The following is a 24,050-nucleotide window of genomic DNA, read 5'->3' as shown; positions in this document are numbered from 1 at the left end:
CACAGGCCCCGGCCATCCCCCTGTCCGCCGCCCTCGCCCACGGCGTGATCGGCGTGGACACCAACGCCGACCACCTGGCCGCCTGGCAACTGGACACCCACGGCAACCCGATCGGCAACCCCCGCCGCTTCTCCTACGACCTGTCGGGAACGGCCGAGCACCGCGACGCGCAGGTCCGCCACGCCCTGACCCGGCTGCTGACCTGGGCCAAGGCGTGCGGCGTGCAGGCCATCGCCATCGAGGACCTGGACTTCCAGAATGAGAAGACCCGGGAGAAGCACGGCCGCCGCAAACGCTTCCGGCAGCTCATCTCCGGCATGCCCACCGGCCGGCTGCGGGCCCGGCTGACCTCCATAGCCGACCAGACGGGTATCGCGATCATCGCCACCGACCCGGCCTACACCTCCCGGTGGGGCGCCCAGCACTGGCAAAGGCCCCTCACCTCCAAGACCCGCAGCACGACTCGCCACGACGCCGCGGCCGTGGCGATCGGCAGACGCGCCCTCGGGCACCCGATCCGGCGACGGACGGCACCGCCCCCTGCTCACCGGAGTGATGAGCAGGGGCATCGGACCGCCCAGGCCCGAGCGGGAGCACGCGGGCGCCAGGAAACCCGCCCCCACGACACCGGATCATGCACCCGATGCATGCCACCGGGCCGTGGCGCGAAAGCGGGCGACCAGTGTGCCCAGCACCGTTCGGGGCACGCGGCTGAGCAACTCCTGCTCAGTCCCTAGGAACGGTTCTGCTCACTCTGCGCCCCATGCGAACTGAGTACGGATACTCATGTGCCGTTCTGGCGGCCTTCATACGCTACGGATCATGTCTCTGAAGCTGGTTGCCACCGGCCTGTGGCTCTGGTGGGCTGCTCCCTGGGAAAACGGAAACGACCGCTGGAAACTGGTGGCCGACCAGTCGTCGGTCACGTACGGGAAGGTCATCGCCACCGGTGAGCGCGACGCCTGGGCCTTCGGCTGGGACATCCTCGGCATCGCCGCCTGGCTGCCGATGGCCGACGGCCCGCACCGCCCCACGGCATTCCACTGGGACGGCGACCGTTGGACGAAAAGCGACTTCCCCGTCGAGCGCGGCGATGTCGGCTCGGTCGCCGCGTCCGGCCCGTCCAATGTGTGGGCCGTGGCCGGTGGCTCCGTCCTGCATTGGGACGGGCGTGCCTGGACGATCGTACGACAGGCGCCCGATACGACCTGGGCCCTCGCCGTCATCGGTGACGACGTGTGGATCTTCGGGGACCACAAGGCGTGGCACTACGACGGCGCGATCTGGTCGGAGTCGGGCGTTTCCTTCCGCACCCTCCGGGTCAGCGCCCGTTCGGCCTCCGACATCTGGGCCCTCGACGCCGACGGCCCCTTTGTGCATCACTTCGACGGCAGGACCTGGACCCGAGTCGACCTGAGCGCGCACTTGCCGAAGGCCCCGCCCCCGTCCGACGATGTCCCGCCCGGCCCGCTCAGTCCTCGGCTGAGCGCCATCACCGCCGATTCGTCCGGCATCTGGATCACCGGGGAGATCGGGATGTCGTCGTTCCTGCTCTCCCAGACCGGTTCCGGCTGGCACAGCGAGGACACCTCCACGAAGGCCGGGCGCATGGGCCGTGATCTCCCACCCGTGCCCGACAGCAGGGGCGGCCACTGGTTCCTCGGCTCCACCGACGTCAACGGGTATGACTCCGCCCTCGCCCACCGCGATCCCTCCGGCCACTGGACGAGAGTTCCAGCCGGTGGCGAGCTCACGTCGCTGTCCGCCGTCCCCGGCGGTCCGCTCCTGGCCACCGGGGTGATCGGCAAAGCTTCAGGGGTCTTCCGCAACCATCCTTGAGGAGGGTGAAACGCCAACGCAGATGGCAAGCAACGCGGGTTACCGCGAGCCGATGACCTCTCGCAGTACCGCCTCGACCGCCGCCGGCAACCGGCCTCGCCCCCGGCCGCCGCTGTAGCGCCGGGGAAGCAGGTCCGACACGACGCCCTCGCCCGCGCGCCACCGGCCTTGTCACTGGGCCAGATGGTCTCGTTCGCCGGCGCCGTCTGCTTTGAGGGCGGCCGGTCGTAGGTCGTTCCAGTAGTAGGCGCAGTTTTCGGGGGGAAGGCCCTCGAAGGTGTGAAGAGGGTCAATTTCCAGGTCGCACAGTTGTTGATCCTGTGAGAGTGCGTGGTAGGCCAGGGCCTTGTTCATGGCGCTGGTCACGTCGGGTGCCTCCACGACCCAGGTGTAGGGCGCCTCGCCGTCGAATCGTTCCGTACCGGCGATGGTCACGGTGAAGGTCTTCATGTCCTCCGGCTCCTCGTGTCCTTTGGTGTCCGGCAGCATGGGGGAGAGGGGTCAGTTGGTGGTACGGCGGACGCTTGGCAGAGGTGAGGCAGGGAGACGCCCCCGTGGGCGTCGGGCGTGCTGCTCTCATCGGGCCTCGCCCTGGAGGATCTGATCGAAGGTGTGCCTGGCGGTCGCGATCAACGTCCAGGCGGTTTCGCGGACGGTGCCGTTCTCTCGGTCTGTACGGCGGACGAAGCCCTGGCCGGCGGCGGTGCACAGCTCGTACGTCGCGACCTTGCACTCACAGGTGTGCGAGACCACGCGGATGCGCGAGGCCCGGTTGGCTGGTTCGTACCAGGGGAGGGTGAGGTGGCCTGGCTTGGGCGGCTCGACGTGCGGGCCGTGGAAGTCGGGGATCTCGTCCCGCCAGGTCACCAGGTCCTCCCCTCGAAGACCTCGACGAGGTTCTTGAGCGCGATGTCGACGCGAGCCATGACGAGCTCGTGGACGTGGTCGCCCTCGGAAGGCAGCCGGTAGCCGTGTCTCTCCAGTACGGCCTGGACTTCGGCGGTTAGTAGGGGCGTGAATCGTACGTCTGTGATTGAGTTGCCCATGGGTCGGACCTCCCGCGTCCGATCAAGGGCCCGTCCCGGCGGGCCAACGCCGTGGCCGGGCCCGACTCAAATGAAGGGCCTTGCACTTTCAGCGTAGACCAAACATCTGCAAACGTCTGCCTTCATCCGCCAATGTGGGCGACTGATGGGCCGCAGGGGCGGACATTTACCGTCCATGCTCGTGACGATCGACCACGATGGGCCGACACCGCTCTATCGCCAGCTCGCCGATCTACTGCGGGCGCAGATCGCGGATGGCACCCTGACGCCGAACCGGCCGATCCCGACCGAGCAACGGCTGATGCATGAGCACGAGGTAGGCCGCGACACCGTCAGGAAGGCCATCGCGATCCTGCGCGAAGAGGGCCTAGTCATCGCGATCCGGGGCCGCGGAACCTTCGTGGCCCCCGAGAAACCGCCCGAGCAGTGAGAACCACAGCCTTTCGAGGCTGCCTTATTCAGGCTCATGCATCGAGCAGATCACCAACAGTTACCGGCGCCTTCACGGCCTTGCCCGCAACTCGGCCGCACGACGGTAAGCGGTGGGTGCGCACACCACATGGGTCCTTGATCCGCAAGGGACAGCTTCGGATCGGCCAAAACCCGATGAACTAGCCGAGCACTGCGGCCAAGTTCGGCTTCATGCAGACTTATCACGACTAATAGCACATCAGTGGTTCAGCTCGTAAATGAGAATGTATAACGCGTTTACCCGAGAGGCCCGTTGTGCTTGACTCCCGCCCTGTAGCCACACCCTCTGGGAGGATCCATGGGGGAATTCGTCGGGATCGATCCCCTCGGCGCAGAGAAGCTGATCTGCCAGATGGAGGCCGGGAAGGACGTCCTGGGCAGGGCGCGGCCAGGGCTCGAAGCGGCGATTGCCGAGGCCGGTGAAGACTGGGCCGGCCGCCAGGGGGTCACCGCGATGCACCGCACCTGGGCGTTCTTCCACGAGTCGCAGCAGGACCTCAAATGGCGCGTCGGGACCATCCAGCGGATGGTGCCGACGCAGCAGAAGGGCATGCTGACCGCCACCTTCCCCTTCAGCAGCGAGACAGAGGCAGTGCAGGCGGCCAAGAAGGACGCGGGCGCCATCGCCGAGGCACTCAAGCACCACGACCAGTACCTGTCCGGGCAGAGCTGGAGCGAGGTGGAGAAGGCCCTAGGGGCGCTCAAGGGCAGAGCCGACGACCCTGCCTACGCCGCGGCGCTGCTGGCCGCCCTCGGCCCCAAGACCTTCCAGAAATTGTTCCGCGACTGGATGAACACCCAGGCCAAAGGCGACCGCAGAGGCCTGACCCCGGACGCGCTCAAGCGGGCAAGCGACGCCTCGCCGGGCCTGCTGGCCAAAATCTTCGCCAGTGCGGAGAGCTCCGGGCGACTCGGAAACGAGTGGCAGAAGATGGTGGAGACGGCCCCATCGGACATCCTGACGACCCTGGTCGCGCTGGTCCCGCAGTCGGGCACGTTCCTCAACCGGGTGGCGGCCAACCTGCTGAACCGCCCGCCGAACTCCGACGCGTTTCCCACGGACCCCAACTGGAACCTGCACAACCTTGCCAAGGCGTACGAGGCGAATCCGGAGGCGTTCCAGCGATTCCTGGCCGGGAACCCGAAGGAGGCCGGGGTCCTGCTGGACGCCTACACCATCAGGTCGACCGGTGTGCCCGCCTACGAGGAGGCGGTGGCCAAGGCACTGCACGGCGCGTTGAAGCCCGGCTTCGGGGCGGACGACGTGCGAGAGCGTGCTTGGCTCACCGTCATCAACAGCATCGGATCCGAGAACAGCCTCTGGGTCGGCGGCAGTCTCGGAACCTTCGCCAACTCGCCTATCAGCCGGATGCTGGCCCAGGACATAAAGCCCTTCCTGGACCAGCTCGCCCGTGGACAGGCCGCGCGGAACTCGCCGGACATGCCCCACCTGGGTCCCAGACCACCCTGGGACAAACTCGACCCCACAGTAAGCGCCCGATTCCTGGGTGCGCTAATGCAGGACCCCGCTGCGGCCGACACGTTGATGAAGGCCGCTAAGGAGTACACCAAGGAACTGGACATAGGTCGCTACCATCCCTTCGACCCGAGCAACTACAAGCAGGAAGCGCATGTCAACCTCGCCGAGCGCACCGGCGCGCTGGCGAACCTGCTGCTGGCCGGCTCGACATACGCCGAGTGGAGCGACGACGAGTATGCCGAACAAATAGCCGGCTACGTCCTCATGCCCGTCGACTACTTCGACCAGTACTTCCCCATCGGCAGCAAGATCGTGTCAACTGGCAAGGCCAAAGGGCTCGACGAGGTCAAAGACGCGCTGAAGGGCATGATCACGGAGTATCTCGACAAGAAGACGCCGGAAACCGCCCGGACCGTCGCGGGCAAGCTCATAGACGAGCAGGTTGCCTGGCTGAATCGCTCACTCAGGGAACATGGACAGCCGCCGCTGACGACATCGCAGATGGTTCTGATCAGAGATGCGATGGAGGGGCGGATGCAGGACGCTCTGTTGGATGCGCTGGAAAGAAGGGGCGGCTGACTATGCCCGTCAGACACCAGTTGCTCCGCGAAGCGGCTGAGAAGGAAGCGCTCGCCACCACCTTCACCAGGTATGCCAGAAACCTGGCCGACACCTTCGAGGGCGTCCCCTCCAAACCCAGCGACAGCGAGTCCTTCTGGAAGGGGCCGGCCGCAGAGCGGTATCTTGCCCACGCCGTCCGCCTTAGGCGCGAGCTGGGCGAGCTGGAAAGCTCGTGCCTGGCCACTGCCGAGAACCTTCGCCGCCGCGCCAAGCAACTCCGCATGGAGGCCGCGCAGGTGCCCGATCCCCTGTGACCTCAGTCAGCTGTTGCGAAGGTAGCACTCTGTTTTGCCGACGATCACGACGTTGGGGGTCGGCTCCATGCGGGCGAGGAGTACGAAGGTCAATTTGGCCTTCGGGTTGACCACCACGGCAACGCTCAGGTCGTCCTCCCGTAGGTCGACGTTGTCTACGACCTCGGTGTAGCCCTTACCTTCGAGTTCGCCTTTCAGCAACCCGACCAGGCTGAGCGGATTCTCTGCGGACGGGTTCGCGAAGTTCCCTTTGGCTATGTAGTAGCGCTGATCCTCGTCCTTGAGACACGTCGCGTTCTGGTCTCGGTCGGCCCGCTCTTTCGTCAGGCCCGTCAGGCCGGCCTCGATCCCCGAGACCAGCGCGTCCCCATCGCTTACGAGCTGCCGGGCCGCCTCCGCCAGTGTCGGCCGTTCCTGCTCTCCCGAGCAGCCCGTCAGGACCGCGGAACAGACAAGTGTCGCGGCAACTGCCCTCGAAAACGCACCCCGGCGCACGATCCGGACCCTATCCGACGACTCCCCGCTCGTACATCCGATTCGTTCCAGCTATAGCAAGCCGCAATAGGAGGTCAATGTGCCTTCCTGGCGGGCGCCAGCCTCGCCGCCGCCTTGCCCTTGACGTTGTCGCGCAGTTCCTCTGGCGGGTGCGCTGCTGTCGGCCGCGATAGCGCTGCTGGGCCTCGTAAGACCGGGCTGGCCCGGCGAGCGGATCGTGTTGCTGTTCGACATCAATGAGGCGTTCTTCGGCGAGGCGATCGGCGATGCCGGCAGTCTCATCCACGCCGACAAGCTGATGCGCGACGAGTGGCTGCGCTGCCTGCTCGGCCACCTCGATCTGGCAGCCGGAATCATGACTCGTACGCCTCTAACGGCAAGATCAGAGATTCTTTACCTGTGGCGCTATGCTGGCTGCTCACTCCTGATTGCGGGATTGTCGGCTGGTCGCGCTAGTCTCGCTCGCATGTTCGGCATCGGGTTTCACCGCTGCAACCACCGCCCCTACTGCCGTGGTCAGGGCTTCGTGCTCCCAAAGCCGGACCACCTGCCAGCCAGCCGCCTCGAGCGCGGAGTTGACGCGCTGGTCACGTTCAATGTTCCGGCGGAGCTTGGGCGCCCAGTACCACTCGTTCGTGGTGGGTTGCCGGCCATGTTCCGGACAGACGTGCCAGAAGCAGCCGTCGACGAAGACTGCGACCCTCTTGGCCGTGAAGACAATGTCCGGGCGGACCTTCACCTCACCCAGGTCCAACCGGAGGTCCTTCCGGTAGCGGAAGCCCATGCGGTGCAGCGCGCTGCGCAAAGCAACCTCCGGCTTGGTGTTGGAGCGCCGGTTGGCCTGCATGTTGCGCGATCGGCCGTCGTTGAGCGGCGCCGGATAGATCCCTCGCTCGTGGGCCTGCTTCCTGGCTTGAACTCGCTTGTTCTCTCCCACACTCATCCCATTGGGCGTACGGCTGACGGTCTTCTCCGCGAAGATACAGCTGCCCACTGGTCCACTACCCTATCCGGACTACGAAAGGGGTCCCAGTGACCGAAAAGCAGCCTCGCGTCATCGAGATCCGCGCTGGAGTCGGCGAGCAGCCCCTCGAGCTGGAGAATGCAGGGTCGGAGCATGAACTCGCTGCTGGGGCTGCTGGATCAAGAACGTCGACATCAGGGGGTGAGGACGTGCTCAAGGTTGTCGAGATCTGTGCCGGCGCTGGAGGACAGTCGCTCGGGCTAGAACGCGCAGGCTTCCGGCACTCGCTTGCCGTCGAGCTCGACAGACAAGCTGCCGAGACGCTTCGCCACAACCTCATCAACGTGCTTGGATACGACGAAAAGGAGGCTTTCGAGACCGTCAAGACCGGCGACGTTGCTGACTCTGGGATCTTGAACCCAAAGGAACACCACGGCGTCGATCTGCTCGCCGGAGGCGTGCCGTGCCCCCCTTTTAGCATCGCGGGCAAGCAGCTAGGTGCCACCGACGAGCGGGACTTGTTCGCGTGGGCCGTGGAGCTGTGTGGCCAGATCAAGCCGAAGGCACTCCTGCTTGAGAACGTCAAGGGCCTGAGCGGCAGCCGGTTCACGGCATATCGGCAGCGAGTACTTGACCGGCTGAGGGAGTACGACTACATAGCTGAGTGGAGGCTGCTGCAAGCGGATCACTACGGGGTTTCTCAGCTGCGGCCCCGGTTCGTGCTCGTCGCACTCCAGCCTGAGTACGCGGAATACTTCGAGTGGCCCAAGCGGGACACGGAAGAACCCCCCTCAGTTGGCGAGCTGCTCAGGGACCTAATGGCCTTGGGTGATTGGCCCGCGGACAGGCTGGAGGAGTGGGTACGACAGGCGAATAAGATTGCCCCGACCATTGTCGGGGGCTCCAAGAGACATGGCGGTGCTGACCTCGGTCCTACACGTGCCAAGGCCGCGTGGGAGGCGATGGGAGTCGACGCCAAGGGTGTAGCGGACGGCCCTCCTGGACCGAACAACCCGAGGGTGAAGGGCGCCAAGCATCCGATGCTGACCGTGGAGATGGTCGCGCGCATCCAGGGCTGGTATGGCAAGGAGTTCGCAGAGTGGGAGTTCCTTGGCGGCAAGACCTCGAAGTACCGGCAAATCGGCAATGCCTTCCCACCTCCGGTCGCGATGGCACTCGGCGTAGCGATTAGAAAAGCTCTACGGAAAGAAGGCGACCGGCGGGTTCTGGTGGAGAACACCAACGTTGTGCTGGACCCCGTCTACAAGGTTCTGCTTAGCAGCAGTCGGCCACTGACGGTTGAGCAGATCGTCGAGCGACTAGCTGACACGGAAGAGCCGATGGAGCAGCCAGAGGTCGAGCGACACCTGAACCACCTTGGTCATGATTTCGAGCTGATATCAGCTCAGCGGTCCAACGGCGACGTCGCGTACAGGCTCGGTGAGTTCAAGGCGTTCCTCGGGCAGGAGAACCATCAGCGACATGACCTGTTCAGCAAGTACAGAGCGAAGATCAGCTGACATAGCGGGCCGATGCTGCGGCTCCCGCTGTAGGAACACGAAGAGCTAGTCACGGCCGCGGAGTTGTCCGCGCTGCCGCCGGGCGTACACAGCGTCCAGCATGCGGTCAGCCATTGCCGTTGCCAGCTCTGCAAATGACACTACGTGATCTTTAACCCCCACATGGGGAGATTGCCCAATATGCTTGACTGTGGTTTCTCATCTGCCTAAGGGGCCGATGTCGGGGACCAGGGGGCCGGGCTCTGGTGGGTCTGTAGCCAGGGCAATGACCCAGTACTCGCCGTCGAGTTCGATGTAGGAGGCGTCACCGTGATGCGGCCGCCGCCGAGCGAGCCGTACGCTTATGAACTCGCCCGGGCCGGGAGGCTGGAGGCCAAGATCGGTGGCGGCTTGAGCGTGATTCTTGTACTGGCCGAAGATGACGATTCCTTCGGGGCGCAGGGCAGTCCGAGCACCACCGTTGCCGCGGACACGCTTCATGTAGTCCTCTTGCATCGCCACAGTGGCCACTACGTTCCTGCTGATCGGGCGTTGTTGTGCCCGGCGGAAAAGCTCGTTGATGCGCTTTTGCCCGCTTGTAGATCGGAAGATCGCGTCGATGTCTTCGTCGGGGAGGCGGAGGAGGATGTTCTCTTGAAGAGGGGCGCTTTGAAACAGCCAGCGAATCGACGCTTTGCCGTACTTGCTCAGCGTGCGCTTGGAGTCTCGGTTAGTACCAGGGTTCAGGTGCTCCTCGCTTGCGCGAACGAGGCCGGCGCTCCACTTTCCCGCCTGGTCGCTGGCCCACAGGCCGAGGAGGATCCGCCCCTTGGCCTCGGGCGGGATCATCCAGTCGGCGAGCTTTTGAGAGTACTTGCAGTCAACCTCGATGCCCTCAATGGAGTAATCGAGGACTTCCCCGTCGGCGAAGTCGAACTCGCGCTGCAGGTTGATCTCGACTAACGTTCCGCAGTGGGTCTTCTCGGTCTTATGGAGCTGCTCCCAGCGGTATCGGCCGGTGTGCTGACCGTCGAGAAGCAGGTCGAATGTCCGTCTGATGGCCTTGGCTATACGACTACCGTCTGCGTCTAAGGCGAGTAGATGAAGAAAGACTCGCTCGACTTCCGAGTCGGAGCTATCAGTCCACAGCGGTTCATTGATCACAGGTGAACTGTAGCGAGGGGGACTGACAGTTGTTTGATTAACAGCTTGGGATGTTTCCGATCCCGCCCATCGTCTCGGCGTAGAAGGCCCGGGCGGCCAAAGCGCTGACCGGGCCGGGCAGCATGTGCGTCGTGAAGGGCGAGCGAGCCAGAGGAAGCGCCGGTGGCGCAGCGGTGCAGGGGATGCGTACGCCGCTAGACTAGACCCTCCGGAAAGCGAAGACCGGCCCTGCGACCAGCCCGATTGTGGGCTCGGCTCGGGCAGGTAACCAGCGACCCCCTAAACGATCTAGCCACCCCATCGTTGCGTGACCAAAGTTCCCGGTCGTCCCGGAGCGTCCTACCCTAGGTGGCGCAGGAGTTCGCGAATGTCCGCCAGATCCAGGCCGTAGCTGCCGACGGGCTCTTCGACGAGGTCTGCGAGCTGGCGCACCTCTGGGTCGTCCAGGATGCTGCCCATGAACTCCAACTTTGCCTTGAGACGCAGCTGGACCACTTCGTCGATGGTGCCTTCCGCGCGACGAGAATGGTGACCCTGGTCTCCGTTCCGGGGGCCAAGCCCAAGCGGTGGATGCGGTCAAGGCTCTGCAGGAACCGGCCGACCATGAAGTCGCGATCGACGTAGATTGCGTCGTGGCAGACCTGGTGCAGGCTTATGCCCTCACCGAGGGTGGCGGGATTTGAGATCAGCAACATACAGTCGGGATCTTCGCGAAACCGCCGGATCTCCTCGTCCCGGTCTGCCGTGCCGCCGTGGACGACGGCCGGGCAGTGGGGGGAGAGGAGCTCGGCCAGCGTGGTGATGTTGCGCACGAAGGTTGTCCACACGATCGTCTTGCGGCCGGCTGCTGCGTTGGTAGCGACGATCTGGACGGCCTCCTGGTATTTGGGGGAGAGTTCGTAGCTGGGTAGGTCGCGCAGAAGCGCATAGAGAGAGTCTCCGGGGGCGGCCTCCAGCGGCGATGGCCCGTAGGCGAGCGGCTCGTACGGGTTGCTTCCCTCGATCAGCAGCGCCGGGCTGGTTGCGGCCATGATCAGGCGCAGCGCTGCCCGGCCGAGAGCTTCGATGTCGTCGCGGCATGCCTCAGCCCGTGCAGAGAAATTTCCCTTGAGTCTTTGTATCGCTGCGTGACGCCGGTTCCGGCGTGAAAATGCGGTGCTGACCCGCCGTACCGGAAGGGTCCGGCTTCGAGGTTCGGTCGGTTTCGGCGATCGTCGTGGTGGTGCCGGATTCCTGCGTCCCGATGGTCGGGCGCCGCCTGCGACGTCGAGTGAACTTGGCGCGGTAGAGCCCGTCCTTGAGTCTGACGCCGGGTACCGATCTTTCTAGGGCTGTTCCTTGTCGCTACGTGCACGCGGGCCAGATTTTCCGCTCGCCCCGGTACCCCGGGCGGCGTGTCCCTTCCCCCGATCAGGAGTGAGGCCGCGTGGAGGATGTTGAGGACGAGCCGCTGTACCTGGAGCGGGTATGCGGGCTGGACGTCGCCAAGGGCCAGGTAGATGCGTGTATCCGGGTGCCCAGCGGCAAGAACCCCAAGCGCCGCGCTCAGGAGGTCCGTACTTTCGGTACCACCAAGAAAGAGCTGCTCTCGCTGGCGGACTGGCTGCGGGTGCACGGCGTTACCGATGTCGCGATGGAGGCAACGGGCGACTACTGGAAGGCGCCGTTCTTCCGGTTGGAGGCCGAGGGCTTCGACTGCGTTCTGGCCGACGCCAAGCAGGTCAAGCATCTACCTGGGCGGCCGAAGACCGACAAGGCCGACTGCGTTTGGCTGGCCAAGAACTTCGAGCGGGGCATGCTCGCGGCCTGTTTCGTGGCCACTGAGGAGTTCCGGACGATCCGGCTGCATACCCGGTACCGGCGGAATCTGACCCAGGAGCGGACCCGGGAGAAGCAGCGGGTGGAGAAGCTGCTCGAGGATGCCCTGATCAAGCTGTCCTGCGTGCTGACCGATGTGCACGGCGTGTCCGGCCGGGCGATCATGGAAGCGCTCATCGCGGGTCAGAAGGACCCGCGGACGCTGGCGGAGCTGGCGGTCCGACGGGCCCGTAGCAAGATCCCCGAGCTGGTGGAGGCCCTTGACGGTGCCGACACCTTCCAAGAGCATCACGCATTCTTGCTGCGCAAGATGCTGGACCGCATCGACCGCCACACCGCCGACATCGACGACATCACCGCGCAGATCGACGTTCTCCTGGCCCCCTACGAGGAGCAGCCCTCCCAGATCGACTCGGTCACCGGGTTCGGGCGACGCAGCGGCCAGGACCTACTCGCCGAGATCGGCGTCGACATGTCCAGGTTCCGCACCGCTGCCCACCTGGTCTCCTGGTCCGGCTTCTGCCCGCTGATGAAACAGTCGGCCGGCAAGCTCATCGGCCGCAACGCCCGCACGAAAGGCAACCGGTACATCGGCGCCGTGCTCGGCGAATCATCCACAGCAGCCGGACGCACCAAGACCCGGCTCGGAGCCCGATACAGGCGCCTGGCCAAACGCCGCGGCAAGCCCAAAGCCCAGGTCGCCACCGGCAACACCCAGCTCAAGATCATCCACTGTCTACTGTCCACTCCCGGCATGCCCTACGAAGACCTCGGCCCCGACTACTACGAGACGCGGATGCACCACCGCAGACAGGTCCGCAACCACGTCAAGAGCCTGGAGCGCCTCGGCTGCACCGTCACCCTCGACACCACCCCTGCTGCCACCCACCCGCCGGAAGAAGAGGTGGCCTAACCCTCAGCCCTCAACCGATACCCGGCTCCGCTGACGCTCCGCCGGGTGCTGCCGCGCGCCCAGCTGAGGTTCTATTTTCGGGCCAGTGCCTCGTACACCTCCCGATGGATCGGCGGCAGACTGACATAGCGGAGTTTCGGCTCGAATGGCGGCAGACCCAGTTCCCGCTTGGTGGTGCGGGTGAACAGCGGACGCAGCACGGTGCTGGCGTAGGCGAGGTCGCCGCCGCGTACGGCGTCAGAGACAACGCGCTTGCCACGGCCGGGCCAGACGAACGACAACAGGTTCTCCAGGTCCCGTGCCCCGTTTGGGGCCGGAGTGCCGGTGAGGATGAGCCGCCGACCGGCGGCGGGGCCGAGTGCGAGGCAGGCTGAGCCATAGGTTCCGTTGGCGCCAAGCTTCATGCGGTGGGCCTCGTCTAGCACCAGCATCGATGGCGCGGCACTCAGCCAGGATACGAGGCCGGGCACAGCCCGGGACAGGCGCTCGTAGTTCATCAGCAGCACCTCGGCGCCGTAATCGGGAGTGCGGCTCATGACAGCGGTTCGCAGCGGCGTGCGAAAGCAGAGCTGGCTCTCTGTCAGCCAGGCCTCGTAGGCGGACTTGGGTCCGACGACGAGGAGCCGTTTGGCCAGGCCCTGTTCGCGCATGGCTGCGTAGACGGCGAGTGTTACGCGGGTCTTGCCAGCGCCGGGGACGCTGAAATTCGCGCCATGGCCGAGGGATAGCAGCTGTGCGGCGTCACGGAGCTGGAAAGGGGTGAGATCTCCGATCCAGCTTTCGCCGAGCAGCCCCAGCACGTCGTCTGGCGCTATCACGCCTTGGCCGATGTGCGGGACTCCAGCCGTGCGGTGTCGGCTTTGAGCTTCTTGTTCTCGGCCCGCAGGGCGGCCAGCTCCTCCGATTCGACGTCCTTTTTCGGCTTGCCGGTCGAGGCGGCCAGGGTTCCGTTCTCGGCCTGCTTTCTCCAGTGCTCGATGTGGGAGTGGTACAGCCGTTCCTTGCGCAGCAGGGCACCCCGCTCGGGGCTCCCTTCAGGCAGCGCGTCGAAGGCCGCCAGGATCTGCGCCTTGTATGCCTTGGTGAACGTCCGCCGCTTGGGCCGGGCCGGCTGCTCATCGGTCACCCGACCATCTTGCCCCGTCATGGCGGCCTGGTCGGCGAGGGTCATCGTCACTGTCTCGATCGTCCTGTCTCGCCCTGCTTCGCATCAAAAGGACTCATGTGTCCCATGTATCACAGCAGTCTGACAGAGAGGGGTATCGCACTATCCGCGATCGGCCTTCGACCCTGCTGCGTGGCTCATAGGCTTGCCTTCTCACTCCTGGAGGGGAGATGCCTGATCACGCTTACGGACCTAGGGGGAACCTGCCCGATGAGCTCCCTGGCTTCGTCGGGCGCGTCGGCTTGCTCGCCGCTCTCGATGCGCAGGTACGTGCCGCGGGCCTGGTCACGGTGACCGGCATGGGCGGCGTCGGAAAGTCGCGCCTCGCGCTGCGCCTCGCCCATCTGATCCGTAGCCGTTACCGCGACGGCGTTTGGTTCGCCGACCTGTCCACAGTCCAGGACCCGGGCATGGTCGAGCACGCGGTCGCGGCGGCGTGCGGCGCGTCTTCTCCGGCGGCGCTGACGGAGCGGGTCCGGGGGCGCGAGATGCTGCTCATCCTCGACACCTGCGAGCACCTCGGCCGCAGCTGCGCGGAGCTGGCGGAGCAGCTTCTCGAAGCGGGTTCCGGCCTGCGGATCGTGGCCACCAGCAGGCGGCCGCTGGGTGTGCCCGGCGAGCAAGTGGTCGTGGTCCCGCCGCTGTCGGCGCCTGTCGGCGAGGACACGGAAGGGCTGTACGCCAACGAGTCCGTCCGACTGTTCGCGGCCCGCGCCGCATCGGTGGCGCGGGGCTTCGTACTCGACGAGCAAACCGTCGTCACCGTGGCGGAGATCTGCCGCAGCCTCGACGGCATTCCCCTGGCGATCGAGCTGGCCGCGACACGGCTCAGGACGCTCTCGCTGGAACGGATCCTTGCGCTGCATCGCGACCGGCTCGACTTGCTGGTGGGCGAGGTCGACGCCATGCCGCCGCGCCATCGGACGATGCGCAAGGCTCTCGAGTGGAGCTACGAGTTGTGCCACCCCGCCGAGCGGCTGCTGTGGGCGCGCCTGTCGGTCTTCGCCGGAAGCTTCGATATCGAGGCCGCCCGCAACGTGTGCGGTGACGAGCTGTTGCAGCCGGAGGAGATCGACGGCTTGGTCGAAGCGCTGGTGGCTCAGTCCGTCCTGCTCACCCGCAGCGACTACCAGGGGACGCGCGCCAATACACGTTACGAGTTGGTCGGCGTGTTGTCCCGGTACGGTGCGGAGCGACTGGGTGAGAGCTGGCAACTACGTGGCGAGCATCTGCGTTACTTCCTCGGCCTCGCCCGGCGCGGTGAGGCCGACTGGTCCGGCACCCGGCAGCTCTATTGGTTCGAGCGCATGCGACAAGAGCACGACAACGTCCGGCTCGCGTTGGAGCACACACTGCGGTCGCCGGACGAGCGTGTGCTGGGACTGGAGCTCGTGTCGTCGCTCTGGTTTATGTGGATTTACTGCGGATTAGTGAACGAAGGCAAGAGGTATCTGAAGCAGGCGCTGCAGACCAACCCGGAGCTGGGCAAGCAGCGCTGTAAGGCGATGTGGGTGCTGTCGTACGTGCTCAGTGCCCAGGGCGACATCAGTGACGCGATGGCGATGGCAAGGCAGTGCTTCGCCGAGGCGAGTCGGGTCGGCGACTCGAAGTCGGTCATTCTCTCTTACAAGATGCAAGGGACCGCCGCTCTCCTCATGGGCGACTTTCGGCAGGCCAGTGCGTGGCTGGGCGTGGCCATCGAGTTCACCGAGAAGGAACTCAATCCCGGTCTGCTGCCTGCCGTTGTCGAACAGTCGATCGTCCTGGGCCAGCAAGGAGACCTGGCCGGGGCGGAGACGTTGCTGGTCGATTGTCTGAAGACCTGCGAGGAGAGCGGCGAGCTGTTCATCCGGTCGTACGCGTACTGGCGTCTGGCGGTGACGCACCTGGCCGCGGGGCGGGTCCACGAGGCGCTGGACGATGTCCGGAGCTGTCTTCAGATCAAGAGGTTGTTCCATGACACGCTCGGACAGCTGATGGCCGTGGAGACGGCTGCCAAGATCTACGCCGAGCTGGGGCAGCACGAGGTCGCGGCGCAGATCCTGGGAGCCCTCCGGCAGAACTGGACGAGCGCGGGGCGGCCGAGGCTGGGCGCCTCGTGGCTCATCGACGACCATGACAAGGTGGTCAACGACTGCCGGAAGGAGCTGGGGCAGGCGGACTACTCAAAAGCCTTCGACTACGGCATCCGGCTGAACCTGGACGAGGCGGTCGATCTAGCGCTGGGGACCCAGGCCACAACGGAGTTGAAGGGGCTGTGGATCCGCATCGCCGGGTCCGGCAGCGCGGTAGCGGCCGACGTGAGGGAGGCCATCGAACGACTGGTGCGGGAGTTCGGCTTCGACGTCCTAGTCGATGATCGAGATGGCGGCACGTTCTACGGCTTACGGTTCCGGAACGACGCCGGGGGCGTGACCGCGGAGCAGCGGTGTGAGGAACTGGACCATGCGCTTCGCCAGGCGCCACCCGAGGGACCGGTCCTCGGCCTCCTGGCCGCCCTGAACGCGGTGAGCGACGCGGTGTTGCTGATCCAGCGGACCCTCGTCGTCCAGGTCGGCGGCCAGGTCGAGGTCCGCCGCCTGTCGTCGGCCGAGCTCGCCTTCCTCGGCAGCCGCCCCCACCTCTTCGACGATCCCGAAGCACTCATCCGGGAGCTCAGAGAGCTGGTCATGGAGGTCGCGGTGGACGGCCCGCGGCACGTCAGGCGCGAGCACTGGGAGATCATCGCCGACTGCCTCCACGCGGAGGCACCGGGCGCGTTGGAAGCCTGGGGCGCTCGGGCTGGTTACTTGATCTCTGTGAACATGCCGGTCTGGACCAAGCGCGGCAATACGGACAGCCGCCTGCTCTGCCTGATCGTCAAACCGCTTTCGGGCAGCGGCAGGCGGACGCGCAAAGTGATCGCGAAGGTCTGCCCGCCTGGTCCATCGGCCCGCGAGCCCGCCCGGCATCGGCACGCGTTGGAGGTGAGCCCCGCCGGCTTCCGCCAGGACCATCTGGTCGGCCTTCTGCCGGACGCCCCGTCGCTCGGCCCAGACGGCGGTTACCTCCTCCTCCAGGAGGTGGCCGGCCGCAGCCTCGTGGACGTGTGCCAACTGGCTGAACTCGGCTCGCCGGGCGAGATCGCCGACGCGTTCCAGGCCGTCGTCTCGGGCGTGCTGCGCGACTGGACTCCCCGGGATCCCGAGGTCGCCTCGGACCTGGACTCGGGCGCGTATCTGCGGGCCGAGCTGGGAACGAGGTTCGCGCCCGGGGGCAAGTTCCACGCCTGGGCCCAGGCAGGAGGCCTGCTGGAGGCGGAGCGCGAATGGATCACGTTCGATGGTGAGTGGGTTCCGGAAGTGCTGCCGAATCCGCTGGCCATGGCCGCCGGCCGCATCGTTGGTCGGCATCCGGTGCAGCATCTGCGTGGCTTCTCCCATGGGGACCTGCATCACGGCAACGTCTTGATTCCGGAGGCCGACGCGGACCAGCCCGGGGCCGGTGACTACTGGCTCGTGGACTTGACCACGTTCAGGGAATCGGCGCCGCTGTCGCGTGATCCGGCCACACTGTTCCACTCCATCGTGGCCACGCGCGTCCCCCTTCTTCCGCAGGCACAGGAAGTCCTCTTCCGCCAGCTCGTCAATGGCGCGGACAAGGACAACCTCATCGCGGCCATGCTGCGCACCCTGCACGATGCGTCCCGGCAGCGGCTGATCCCAGAGGACTTCGGCGACGACTGGCGGATCCAGTTTCTCCTGTCCTCAATGGCCGCCGCGCTCACCCAGTGCACGTTCCGCGACAAGGACAAGCAGATCAAGTGGTGGTTCTTCCGGCTCGCGGCCAGGTACGGCGCGGCCTATCTGCGCGCCACCGACTCGTGGAACCCGCATGCCGAGTCGGTGTCTGTCCTGGAATTGAGGGACATGGGTGGGTTTGAGATGCCTGAGGCTTGAAGGAGAACGGGGACGTTATGCAGCGGATATAGCATTGCGTAGCGGAGACATGAGGCACGTGACGAACGGCGAAGCCGAGACACACACCTCCATCGACCGATGACAGGACCGTCTGCAAGCACCTCTTAACCTCTAACCTAGAAAGAGCCCTTGCCGATCGGGCCGATATCGGGAAGCAACGGGGCCACTTCTAGCGGATCGCCCGGTATGGCCGCTACCCATTGTTCTCCGTCCAGAACGATTGACGGCAGTCCGGCATGATGCGGACGCTGTCGTGCCACCCGCACGCTCATTGATTCTCCAGGGCCGGGCTCAGGGAGTCCGAGAGCCTTGGCGGCTTCGATGTGGTTCCGGTATTGGCCGAAGATGACGATCCCCTCGGGTCGCAGCGCTGTACGAGAACCACCGTTGCCACGGATGCGCTTCATGTAGTCCTCCCGCATCGCCACAGTTGCCACGATGGTGCGGCTAATACGTCTTCCCTGTGCGCGCCGGAAGAGTTCGTTGATTCTCTTCTGCCCGCTGGTGGACCGGAAGATCGCATCGATATCTTTATCAGAAATAGTGAGGAGGATATTTTCCTGGAGGGGCGCGTTCTTGAATAACCAGCGGATGGCCGTGCGGCCAATGCGGTTTAGGGTCCGTTTGACGTCCCTATTTCTTCCCGGATTCAGGTGCTCCTCGCTCGCCCGGACCAGTCCGGCGCTCCAATGGCCCTTCTTGTCGCTTGCCCAGAGTCCCAGGATGAGGTGGTTGACGGCCTCTGGCGGGATCATCCAGTCTGCGACGTTCTGAGAGTACTTGCAGTCCACTTCAAAGCCGGCGATGGAGTGGTCAAGCACCTCGCAGTCCGCAAAACCGAACTCGCGCTGCAAGTTGATCTCGATCAGTGTCCCGCAGTGCGTTTTTTTCAGTCTTGTGGAGCTGCTCGCAGCGATACCGCCCTGTGTGCTGGCCGTCGAGCAGCATGTCGAACGTCCGCCGGACCGCCTTTCCCATCTGCGAATCCACTGAATCGAACCCCATCAGGTGTGAGAAGACCGCTTCGAGGGCGGAGTCGTGCTCGGTCAACTGTCGCTCCCGTCTGCGCCCAGGAGCAGGCCAAGCTTCTTCTGGAGGCTTTCACGATGTACGGCGGGCAGTTGCCGGTAACGGGACCAAACCTGCTCTGTATCTGACAGTGAGCGGTGCCCCACCGCCATCCAGCTCAGCAGCTTCTGCTTCTCCTTCCTCGACAGCTCCTTGATCCGATCCCAGATCTGCTCCGGTGAAAGCTGGACTCCGGTGAGGTGTTGCGCGGTCTCGTTGCATCGAGCGCACTCGGTGACCAGATCCTCCAGGCGGGCCGTGGAACCGTGCTTGTGCGGGTTTACATGGCCCAAGGTAAGGCGCGCAGTGCTGTCAGGGTCATCTGGATAAGCCTCGCCTGCGCTGATCCCGCACCGTACGCATCGGTGCAGGTCATGCTCCATGACCTGACGGCGTACCTTCCCGCTGATTGAGCGGAGACCGGCTGAGCGCTGACCGGGTTCCCAGACATGGGTGCCGACCTTCTCCAGATAGAGCTCGTCTGGGCTCAAAGCGGCCATATCCCGATACGTCTTGATCACCCACCCGGCAGGGCGAAGGTCTCGCATCCGGCGGTCAACCTGCTCAACGTCAGGGATGGCCTTGCGTAGCTGCTGTTTGTTGAAGCGCCTGCCCTCGCCGATCTCCCCATGCAGCCAGAGCGCGACGCGGATCCGGGCGCCCAGCTTCGGGTCGCGCCAGTCCGGCCATACGACATCCATCAGAACCTCCTCGAGATCCGTCCAGGAGGAGGGTAGGCGATTCGGCAGGATCCGGCAAGTATCGGCAGCTTGTGGCGGACCTGCCCATTGGGTTAAGAAATGTCGGAGTTGCCGACTATGGTCGTGAGCAGACTGGCTAGATCTCTGCAGGCATGCGCACAGTTTCGGATGGCTATGATGATCTTCCGCACCACCGCTCAGGATGTCCTCGGCCTGTTCAACGTCACGCCGCAGACTAGGCAGGCTCTCGCCGACTGGCGGGCCGACAACTCGAAGAAGGACACGGTCGTGCCCTTCGTTGAGGCGCACGAGACTTCATCTGTCTATCAGCTCGAACCTGGAGACGTTGAGCGCGTCTGCAGGACGACGGAACATGCTCTTGGTGAGGTGAAGCGCGTTACCGCGGAGAGCATCCAGGACATCGTGGACTGGCATCCGGACTTCGCCTTTATGCACGTCCTCCACTACTGCGTGGAAGCCACCAGCGAGCTGCCGACCTGGCAGCGCTTCTGCGAGTTCGTCCGCGAAGACCGGCAGGCCCGCGCCATGCTGTGGAGGCCTGCCCAGGAAGAGGTCCAGCGTGTCGCCTCCTCTTCGGCTGGCATCAGCAGGTCCATCGTCAAGGACGCGATGCGATGGCGCGTTGGTAACGCCTACTACTCCTTCCTCCGCGAGATCTACGTGACAACGCATCTCCGGGCAGCTGGACTGGATGTTCGCATGCATCCCCTCGCCGACGCGCTGTTCCGCGTGGATTTTTGGTGTGGTCGTACGGCATGCAGTCTCCTGGTCAAGAACAGCAAGTTTCACAAGGATGACGAAGGGCGGAAGCGTCAGACGTCTGAACTTCTCTCAGGAGCGATGCCCCCGTTTCAGTTCCACAAGATTCAGCTGGAGAGGGCGTCAAGGTTCGGCGTGGTCCACTTGCCAGGTGCGGAACAAATAGAGCTTGCTGCCAAGCAGCTCCATACTGTGGTTCAGATGCCGAGCCCTGGCGTCGATGGCCAAAGTTAAAGCGCTTTCCCAGGAACTCGTTTTTGCTGCGGAGCTCCCGCCCCTCTCTTTCGAGTTCACGCAGCCGGGCGCGCTCGCCGACCGTGAGCGGCTCGTCTTCCACAGGGTGAGTTCTCCGATGAGTGTTCCCCAGTTCCCGAGGGTAGCCTCGTGCATTCCGAGTTCCCAGGCAACCCGAGCGATGGGACGAGGTCCTCGAAGCTGCTCCGTACATCGAGGAGAGTGGAGATCATTCCAAGGACGGGCGCAGGTGCCGGACCGACGGTGCCCGATACCGTCTGCGTTCCTTCCATTGCCGGCTCGGCCGGGGTCTCCAGGAGTTTGGCGCGGCGTCGCTGAAGGTCGCTGCGCTGGTCGATGAGCCAGCTCCCGGCCAGGGTGATGGCCTGGCCTGCGGTGGTTCCCAGGTCCAGCCGTGACAGCGCGCCGGAGAGCTGGCGTCCTGCCTCTTGCCAGTCTCTTCCCACCCGGCCGAATTCGGCGTCCAGTGCCTGCATGAGAGCGGGGGAGCCACCGACGTATCCGCCGGGCGGGGGCGTGAGAGCGGCCGGAGGCTGGCGAATGTGGGGAGCGTCGACCCTGGGCGGGTTTCCCTCGGCCGTGGCAAGTTGCTCTACCGCGTCGAAGGCGCGAAGAAACGCTTGCCGTACGGTCACGTGGCGCTCGACCAGCCCCTCGTGCATCTGTGTGGCGCCGGGTCCGAGCAGCGCGCCGTCGCCGAAGAGCTGGAACGTCCGGTCCAAGGCGTTACCTTGCTCGTCGGCTAATCGCGCGATCGTTACCAGCATCAGCTGGGCTTCTTCGGGAGTGGCCATGCCCTTCAGCGCGGTCGACCGGCTTCTGTGGGTGTTCATCGACTCCGACGACGAGCGGATGGCCCGGGTGTACGGCACGGCGGCCCGCATCGCGAATCCGGACAAGCGCCGGGCACGAGTTCATCGGCATCGTCGAGGACACCGGCCCGGAGGTGACCACCCTCAACCGGGGCGACCTGGTCGTAGCGCCGTTCGCCATCTCCGACAACACCTGCCAGTTCTGCCGCGAGGGCCTGCACACCTCCTGCACCCACCCGCAAGCCGGCTTCTGGGGCGGCTCGTCGTTCGAGGGCGGCCAGGCCGAAGCGGTCCGCGTCCCGCTCGCCGACGGCATCCTGGTCAAGCTGCCCGTCGAAGCGGACTCGGCCCTCATGCCGTCCCTGCTGACGCTCTCGGACGTGTTCGGCACCGGCTACCACGCCGCCGTGGCCGGCGGCGTCAACCCGCGCACCCGCGTCACCGTGATCGGTGACGGCGCCGTCGGCCTGCTGGCTGTCATGTCGGCCAAGCGCCTGGGCGCCGAGCAGATCATCCTGATGGGACGCCACCAGGCCCGCACCGACCTCGGCCGCGAGTTCGGCGCCACCGACGTCGTCTCCGCCCGCGGCGAGGAAGGGATCGCCCAGGTCCGCGAGCTGACCGGCGGGCACGGCACGCACGTGGTCCTGGAGGCCGTCGGCACCATGCCCGCCTACCAGCAGGCCCTCGGCGTCGTCCGCCCGGGCGGCGTCATCAGCCGCGTCGGCGTCCCGCAGTACGAGGACGCGCCGATCGGCTTCGGCGGCCTCTTCCGCCACAACCTCCGCCTGACCGGCGGACCCGCGCCGGTCCGGGCCTACATCAAGGAGCTGATGCCCGACATCCTGGACGGCACCATCGAGCCGGGGAAGGTGTTCGACGCCACGACCGGCCTCGACGGCGTCCCGGCCGGCTATCAGGACATGGCCGACCGCAAGAGCCTCAAGGTCCTCATCAAGCCCTGACCTCGAGCGGCACGACGGGGGTGCGGGGTCCGGCCTCGTCCATACCCCGCACCCGGTCGGAACTGTCGCCGCCCTGGTCCGCGGGAGGAACGAACTCTCCCTGCCACGCACGTCCGTGATGCGACGTCCCGCGACCGGCCGCCGCGGTGAAGCGTGTGGTTGTCCACGTGTTGCCGCGCCATCCCGCCACCTGTCGTGCCGCTGATCCGTCTGTGATGCGAAGGCGTGTCCAAGACCGCGCAGCCACCCCCGACGTCGAGGTGCGCCTATGGGAGACGATCAAGAAGCTGAAGAAGACGATCGCGAACAAGAACAAAGAACTCGCCCAGATCCGGGAGGGCGTCCCCACTCTGGTCCGGGCCGTTCACCAGCTCACCCTGGAGAACCAGGAACTGCGAGCGCAGCTGGAACTGCCCGAACCGAACGTCACTCCGCTGCGTCGTCGGCGTTGAGAGGGTGTCAGTAATGATCGCGGACAGCTGTCGATGATCACGATTCGGCACCGAGATGGGCCGTGATGCATGCCGCGGGTGCTGGACGGCGGCGAACATGTCGGTGTGAGTCGACGTCCCATCCGCTGGTGGAATCCCGCCGCTCTGCTGGCCATTGTCGCGCTGGTCGCGACGGTGGTGCTGGTGGGGCTCGCGCTGGACCGGACCGACAAGGTCAATGTGGCTGATCTGGCTGCGGTCGCGATCGCCGCAGCGGTGGCCGCGACCGCCGTCGTGGTGTGGGCCAGGCGCCGCAACACCGCCGCCGGCAATCCCGCCGATGTGACGAGAGCTGCCGATGTGCTGGCCGATCTGGTGCGCCGGCAATGGCAGGACGAGGCCCGCAACCGGCTGCTGGATGACCCCGAACCCATCCCGGTCCGCTGGCACCTCACCGCCGACGAGGCGGTGATGAGCACCCCTCGGCTGATCAGCGCCGCGACCGGATTCACCTTCACCGGCCGGAGCGACGACATCGCCACCCTCGTGCGCGACTTTCGCACCCTGACCCGGCGGCGGCTGGTCATCACCGGCGGCGCGGGCATGGGCAAGACCACCTTGGCGATCCAGCTGCTGCTGCAGCTGCTGTCCACCCGCGCGACTGACCAGACCAGCGCCTCCGGAGGCGAGATCGTGCCGGTGCCGGTGCTGCTGCCGGTCTCCGGCTGGGACACCGACGCCCATCCCCGCCTGCAGGACTGGCTCGCCGTCCGCCTGGCCACCGACTACCCGGCGCTGGCCGCCCCGCAGCTCGGCGCCGGCGCCGCCGCCGCACTCGCCGAAGGCGGCCACATCCTGGCTGTCCTTGACGGCCTGGACGAAATCCCTGCCCTCGCCCGCGCCCAGGTGATCGCCGCGCTCAACGCCTCGCTGACCGCCCGCGACCAGCTCATCCTCACCAGCCGCCGCGCCGAGTTCACCACCGCCGTCCACGACGCCGGTCGGCCGCTGACCGCAGCGGCGGTCATCGTCCCCAAACGCCTCACCCCGCAGGCCGCTGCGGACTACCTGACCGCCTGCCTCCCCCGCCTCCCCGACCGAGGCCTGGACCCACACTCTGGCCGCACTGCGATCCCGCACCGCCCCTGGCTTGACCCGGCTCGCCGCAACCCCGCTTGGCCTGTGGCTGATCCGCACCGTCTATGTCGCTTCCGGGGCCGACCCCGCCCCGCTGACCGGCCCTTTCGGTGCCGACGCCGACGCGTTGCGCACTCACCTGCTGGACCACGTCATCCCCGCTGTCATAGCCGCCCGCCCGCCCAGCACCGACCCCGCCGACCACTTCCGGCC

The 24,050-nt window shown here is 65.7% G+C and carries 24 protein-coding genes and 1 pseudogene; 12 read left to right on the top strand and 13 right to left on the bottom strand.

Translation table 11 applies throughout. The annotated features are described in order from the left end of the window. Together EJK15_RS52215 and EJK15_RS52210 are read left to right on the top strand one after the other, a co-directional pair. Positions 1 to 737: pseudogene (locus EJK15_RS52215) on the top strand (IS200/IS605 family element transposase accessory protein TnpB); the annotation flags it as partial. Positions 738 to 822: 85 nt separating this feature from the next. Next, complete coding sequence (locus EJK15_RS52210; RefSeq protein WP_138717921.1) at positions 823 to 1,839, top strand: hypothetical protein; 1,017 nt, start codon at positions 823 to 825, stop codon at positions 1,837 to 1,839. A 171-nt stretch (positions 1,840 to 2,010) separates the two neighbouring features. Here EJK15_RS52210 and EJK15_RS52200 read toward each other — a convergent pair whose 3' ends face one another. The 3 genes from EJK15_RS52200 to EJK15_RS52190 form a co-directional block, all read right to left on the bottom strand. Continuing rightward, positions 2,011 to 2,289: a hypothetical protein gene (locus tag EJK15_RS52200; protein ID WP_138717920.1), complete on the bottom strand. Its 279-nt coding sequence runs from the start codon at positions 2,287 to 2,289 to the stop codon at positions 2,011 to 2,013. A 126-nt stretch (positions 2,290 to 2,415) separates the two neighbouring features. Continuing rightward, positions 2,416 to 2,706, bottom strand: coding sequence for a hypothetical protein (locus EJK15_RS52195; protein ID WP_138717919.1), 291 nt, complete (start codon positions 2,704 to 2,706; stop codon positions 2,416 to 2,418). After that, positions 2,703 to 2,885: a hypothetical protein gene (locus tag EJK15_RS52190; protein WP_138717918.1), complete on the bottom strand. Its 183-nt coding sequence runs from the start codon at positions 2,883 to 2,885 to the stop codon at positions 2,703 to 2,705. The genes EJK15_RS52195 and EJK15_RS52190 overlap by 4 nt, the downstream gene beginning before the upstream one ends. A 181-nt stretch (positions 2,886 to 3,066) precedes the next feature. Here EJK15_RS52190 and EJK15_RS52185 point away from each other — a divergent pair, with 181 nt between their 5' ends. The 3 genes from EJK15_RS52185 (at position 3,067) to EJK15_RS52175 (ending at position 5,711) form a co-directional block, all read left to right on the top strand. Next, a complete protein-coding gene (locus tag EJK15_RS52185; RefSeq protein WP_240777760.1) occupies positions 3,067 to 3,315 on the top strand; it encodes a GntR family transcriptional regulator in 249 nt (82 codons plus the stop codon). 339 nt (positions 3,316 to 3,654) lie between these two features. Continuing rightward, entirely contained in the window at positions 3,655 to 5,415 is a 1,761-nt protein-coding gene (locus EJK15_RS52180; protein ID WP_138717916.1) for a hypothetical protein, read from the top strand. Positions 5,416 to 5,417: 2 nt separating this feature from the next. After that, positions 5,418 to 5,711, top strand: a complete 294-nt coding sequence (locus EJK15_RS52175) for a hypothetical protein (RefSeq protein ID WP_138717915.1) — start codon at positions 5,418 to 5,420, stop codon at positions 5,709 to 5,711. 6 nt (positions 5,712 to 5,717) lie between these two features. Here EJK15_RS52175 and EJK15_RS52170 read toward each other — a convergent pair whose 3' ends face one another. Continuing rightward, positions 5,718 to 6,206: a hypothetical protein gene (locus EJK15_RS52170; RefSeq protein ID WP_138717914.1), complete on the bottom strand. Its 489-nt coding sequence runs from the start codon at positions 6,204 to 6,206 to the stop codon at positions 5,718 to 5,720. Positions 6,207 to 6,624: 418 nt separating this feature from the next. Then, positions 6,625 to 7,149, bottom strand: a complete 525-nt coding sequence (locus EJK15_RS52165; protein ID WP_138717913.1) for a very short patch repair endonuclease — start codon at positions 7,147 to 7,149, stop codon at positions 6,625 to 6,627. Positions 7,150 to 7,238: 89 nt separating this feature from the next. Here EJK15_RS52165 and EJK15_RS52160 point away from each other — a divergent pair, with 89 nt between their 5' ends. After that, positions 7,239 to 8,690, top strand: a complete 1,452-nt coding sequence (locus EJK15_RS52160) for a DNA cytosine methyltransferase (RefSeq protein WP_240777759.1) — start codon at positions 7,239 to 7,241, stop codon at positions 8,688 to 8,690. A 198-nt stretch (positions 8,691 to 8,888) separates the two neighbouring features. On the opposite strand, the gene EJK15_RS52155 is transcribed toward EJK15_RS52160, so the two are convergent. Beyond that, positions 8,889 to 9,833 (bottom strand): NaeI family type II restriction endonuclease, encoded by a 945-nt coding sequence (locus tag EJK15_RS52155; RefSeq protein ID WP_138717912.1) that lies wholly within the window; start codon positions 9,831 to 9,833, stop codon positions 8,889 to 8,891. Positions 9,834 to 10,177: 344 nt separating this feature from the next. Further along, positions 10,178 to 10,864 carry a helicase-related protein gene (locus EJK15_RS52150; protein ID WP_206061641.1) on the bottom strand — a complete coding sequence of 229 codons (687 nt, stop codon included), beginning with the start codon at positions 10,862 to 10,864 and terminating at the stop codon, positions 10,178 to 10,180. Between the two features lie 395 nt (positions 10,865 to 11,259). Between EJK15_RS52150 and EJK15_RS52145 the strand changes: the two genes are divergently transcribed. Continuing rightward, the gene (locus EJK15_RS52145) at positions 11,260 to 12,564 is read left to right on the top strand and encodes an IS110 family RNA-guided transposase (RefSeq protein WP_138717911.1); all 1,305 of its coding nucleotides are present in this window, start codon (positions 11,260 to 11,262) and stop codon (positions 12,562 to 12,564) included. A 71-nt stretch (positions 12,565 to 12,635) separates the two neighbouring features. Here EJK15_RS52145 and EJK15_RS52140 read toward each other — a convergent pair whose 3' ends face one another. Continuing rightward, a complete protein-coding gene (locus EJK15_RS52140) occupies positions 12,636 to 13,364 on the bottom strand; it encodes an SNF2-related protein (RefSeq protein WP_240777758.1) in 729 nt (242 codons plus the stop codon). A gap of 14 nt (positions 13,365 to 13,378) precedes the next feature. Next, positions 13,379 to 13,741: a hypothetical protein gene (locus tag EJK15_RS75445; RefSeq protein WP_240777757.1), complete on the bottom strand. Its 363-nt coding sequence runs from the start codon at positions 13,739 to 13,741 to the stop codon at positions 13,379 to 13,381. A gap of 158 nt (positions 13,742 to 13,899) precedes the next feature. Between EJK15_RS75445 and EJK15_RS73510 the strand changes: the two genes are divergently transcribed. After that, entirely contained in the window at positions 13,900 to 17,667 is a 3,768-nt protein-coding gene (locus EJK15_RS73510) for a hypothetical protein (RefSeq protein ID WP_206061640.1), read from the top strand. A 137-nt stretch (positions 17,668 to 17,804) separates the two neighbouring features. Here EJK15_RS73510 and EJK15_RS52130 read toward each other — a convergent pair whose 3' ends face one another. The 3 genes from EJK15_RS52130 to EJK15_RS52125 are packed head-to-tail and all read right to left on the bottom strand — an operon-like array spanning position 17,805 to position 19,457. After that, positions 17,805 to 18,581, bottom strand: coding sequence for a NaeI family type II restriction endonuclease (locus EJK15_RS52130; RefSeq protein WP_420847156.1), 777 nt, complete (start codon positions 18,579 to 18,581; stop codon positions 17,805 to 17,807). Further along, positions 18,502 to 18,738, bottom strand: a complete 237-nt coding sequence (locus tag EJK15_RS78025) for a NaeI family type II restriction endonuclease (protein WP_420847155.1) — start codon at positions 18,736 to 18,738, stop codon at positions 18,502 to 18,504. The genes EJK15_RS52130 and EJK15_RS78025 overlap by 80 nt, the downstream gene beginning before the upstream one ends. Next, a complete protein-coding gene (locus EJK15_RS52125) occupies positions 18,735 to 19,457 on the bottom strand; it encodes an HNH endonuclease (protein WP_138717909.1) in 723 nt (240 codons plus the stop codon). Before EJK15_RS52125 ends, EJK15_RS78025 begins: the two co-directional genes overlap by 4 nt. Positions 19,458 to 19,580: 123 nt before the next feature. On the opposite strand from EJK15_RS52125, the gene EJK15_RS52120 reads away from it, so the two are divergent. Next, complete coding sequence (locus tag EJK15_RS52120; RefSeq protein ID WP_138717908.1) at positions 19,581 to 20,471, top strand: hypothetical protein; 891 nt, start codon at positions 19,581 to 19,583, stop codon at positions 20,469 to 20,471. A 56-nt stretch (positions 20,472 to 20,527) separates the two neighbouring features. Here EJK15_RS52120 and EJK15_RS75440 read toward each other — a convergent pair whose 3' ends face one another. Then, positions 20,528 to 21,391, bottom strand: a complete 864-nt coding sequence (locus tag EJK15_RS75440; protein WP_240777761.1) for a hypothetical protein — start codon at positions 21,389 to 21,391, stop codon at positions 20,528 to 20,530. Positions 21,392 to 21,438: 47 nt separating this feature from the next. Between EJK15_RS75440 and EJK15_RS52115 the strand changes: the two genes are divergently transcribed. The 3 genes from EJK15_RS52115 to EJK15_RS52105 form a co-directional block, all read left to right on the top strand. Continuing rightward, entirely contained in the window at positions 21,439 to 22,269 is an 831-nt protein-coding gene (locus tag EJK15_RS52115) for a zinc-binding dehydrogenase (protein ID WP_420847154.1), read from the top strand. Between the two features lie 215 nt (positions 22,270 to 22,484). Next, positions 22,485 to 22,721: a hypothetical protein gene (locus EJK15_RS52110; protein WP_138717907.1), complete on the top strand. Its 237-nt coding sequence runs from the start codon at positions 22,485 to 22,487 to the stop codon at positions 22,719 to 22,721. A 105-nt stretch (positions 22,722 to 22,826) separates the two neighbouring features. Then, on the top strand, positions 22,827 to 24,050 hold a 1,224-nt coding region (locus tag EJK15_RS52105), incomplete at its 3' end, for an NACHT domain-containing protein (protein ID WP_138717906.1).

Origin of the sequence: Nonomuraea basaltis (assembly GCF_005893125.1) — a bacterium.
Taxonomy (GTDB): domain Bacteria; phylum Actinomycetota; class Actinomycetes; order Streptosporangiales; family Streptosporangiaceae; genus Nonomuraea; species Nonomuraea basaltis.
The sequence above is the reverse complement of the archived record's forward strand: the minus strand, read 5'-3'. Positions and strand labels throughout refer to the sequence as shown.

Excerpts from the sequence above, each read along its gene's own strand:
- EJK15_RS52210 (WP_138717921.1), top strand. The coding sequence starts at position 823 with ATGTCTCTGAAGCTGGTTGCCACCGGCCTGTGGCTCTGGTGGGCTGCT.
- EJK15_RS52200 (WP_138717920.1), bottom strand. The coding sequence starts at position 2,289 with ATGAAGACCTTCACCGTGACCATCGCCGGTACGGAACGATTCGACGGC.
- EJK15_RS52190 (WP_138717918.1), bottom strand. The coding sequence starts at position 2,885 with ATGGGCAACTCAATCACAGACGTACGATTCACGCCCCTACTAACCGCC.
- EJK15_RS52180 (WP_138717916.1), top strand. The coding sequence starts at position 3,655 with ATGGGGGAATTCGTCGGGATCGATCCCCTCGGCGCAGAGAAGCTGATC.
- EJK15_RS52175 (WP_138717915.1), top strand. The coding sequence starts at position 5,418 with ATGCCCGTCAGACACCAGTTGCTCCGCGAAGCGGCTGAGAAGGAAGCG.
- EJK15_RS52165 (WP_138717913.1), bottom strand. The coding sequence starts at position 7,149 with ATGAGTGTGGGAGAGAACAAGCGAGTTCAAGCCAGGAAGCAGGCCCAC.
- EJK15_RS52150 (WP_206061641.1), bottom strand. The coding sequence starts at position 10,864 with ATGGCCGCAACCAGCCCGGCGCTGCTGATCGAGGGAAGCAACCCGTAC.
- EJK15_RS73510 (WP_206061640.1), top strand. The coding sequence starts at position 13,900 with ATGCCTGATCACGCTTACGGACCTAGGGGGAACCTGCCCGATGAGCTC.
- EJK15_RS52125 (WP_138717909.1), bottom strand. The coding sequence starts at position 19,457 with ATGGATGTCGTATGGCCGGACTGGCGCGACCCGAAGCTGGGCGCCCGG.
- EJK15_RS52110 (WP_138717907.1), top strand. The coding sequence starts at position 22,485 with ATGCGAAGGCGTGTCCAAGACCGCGCAGCCACCCCCGACGTCGAGGTG.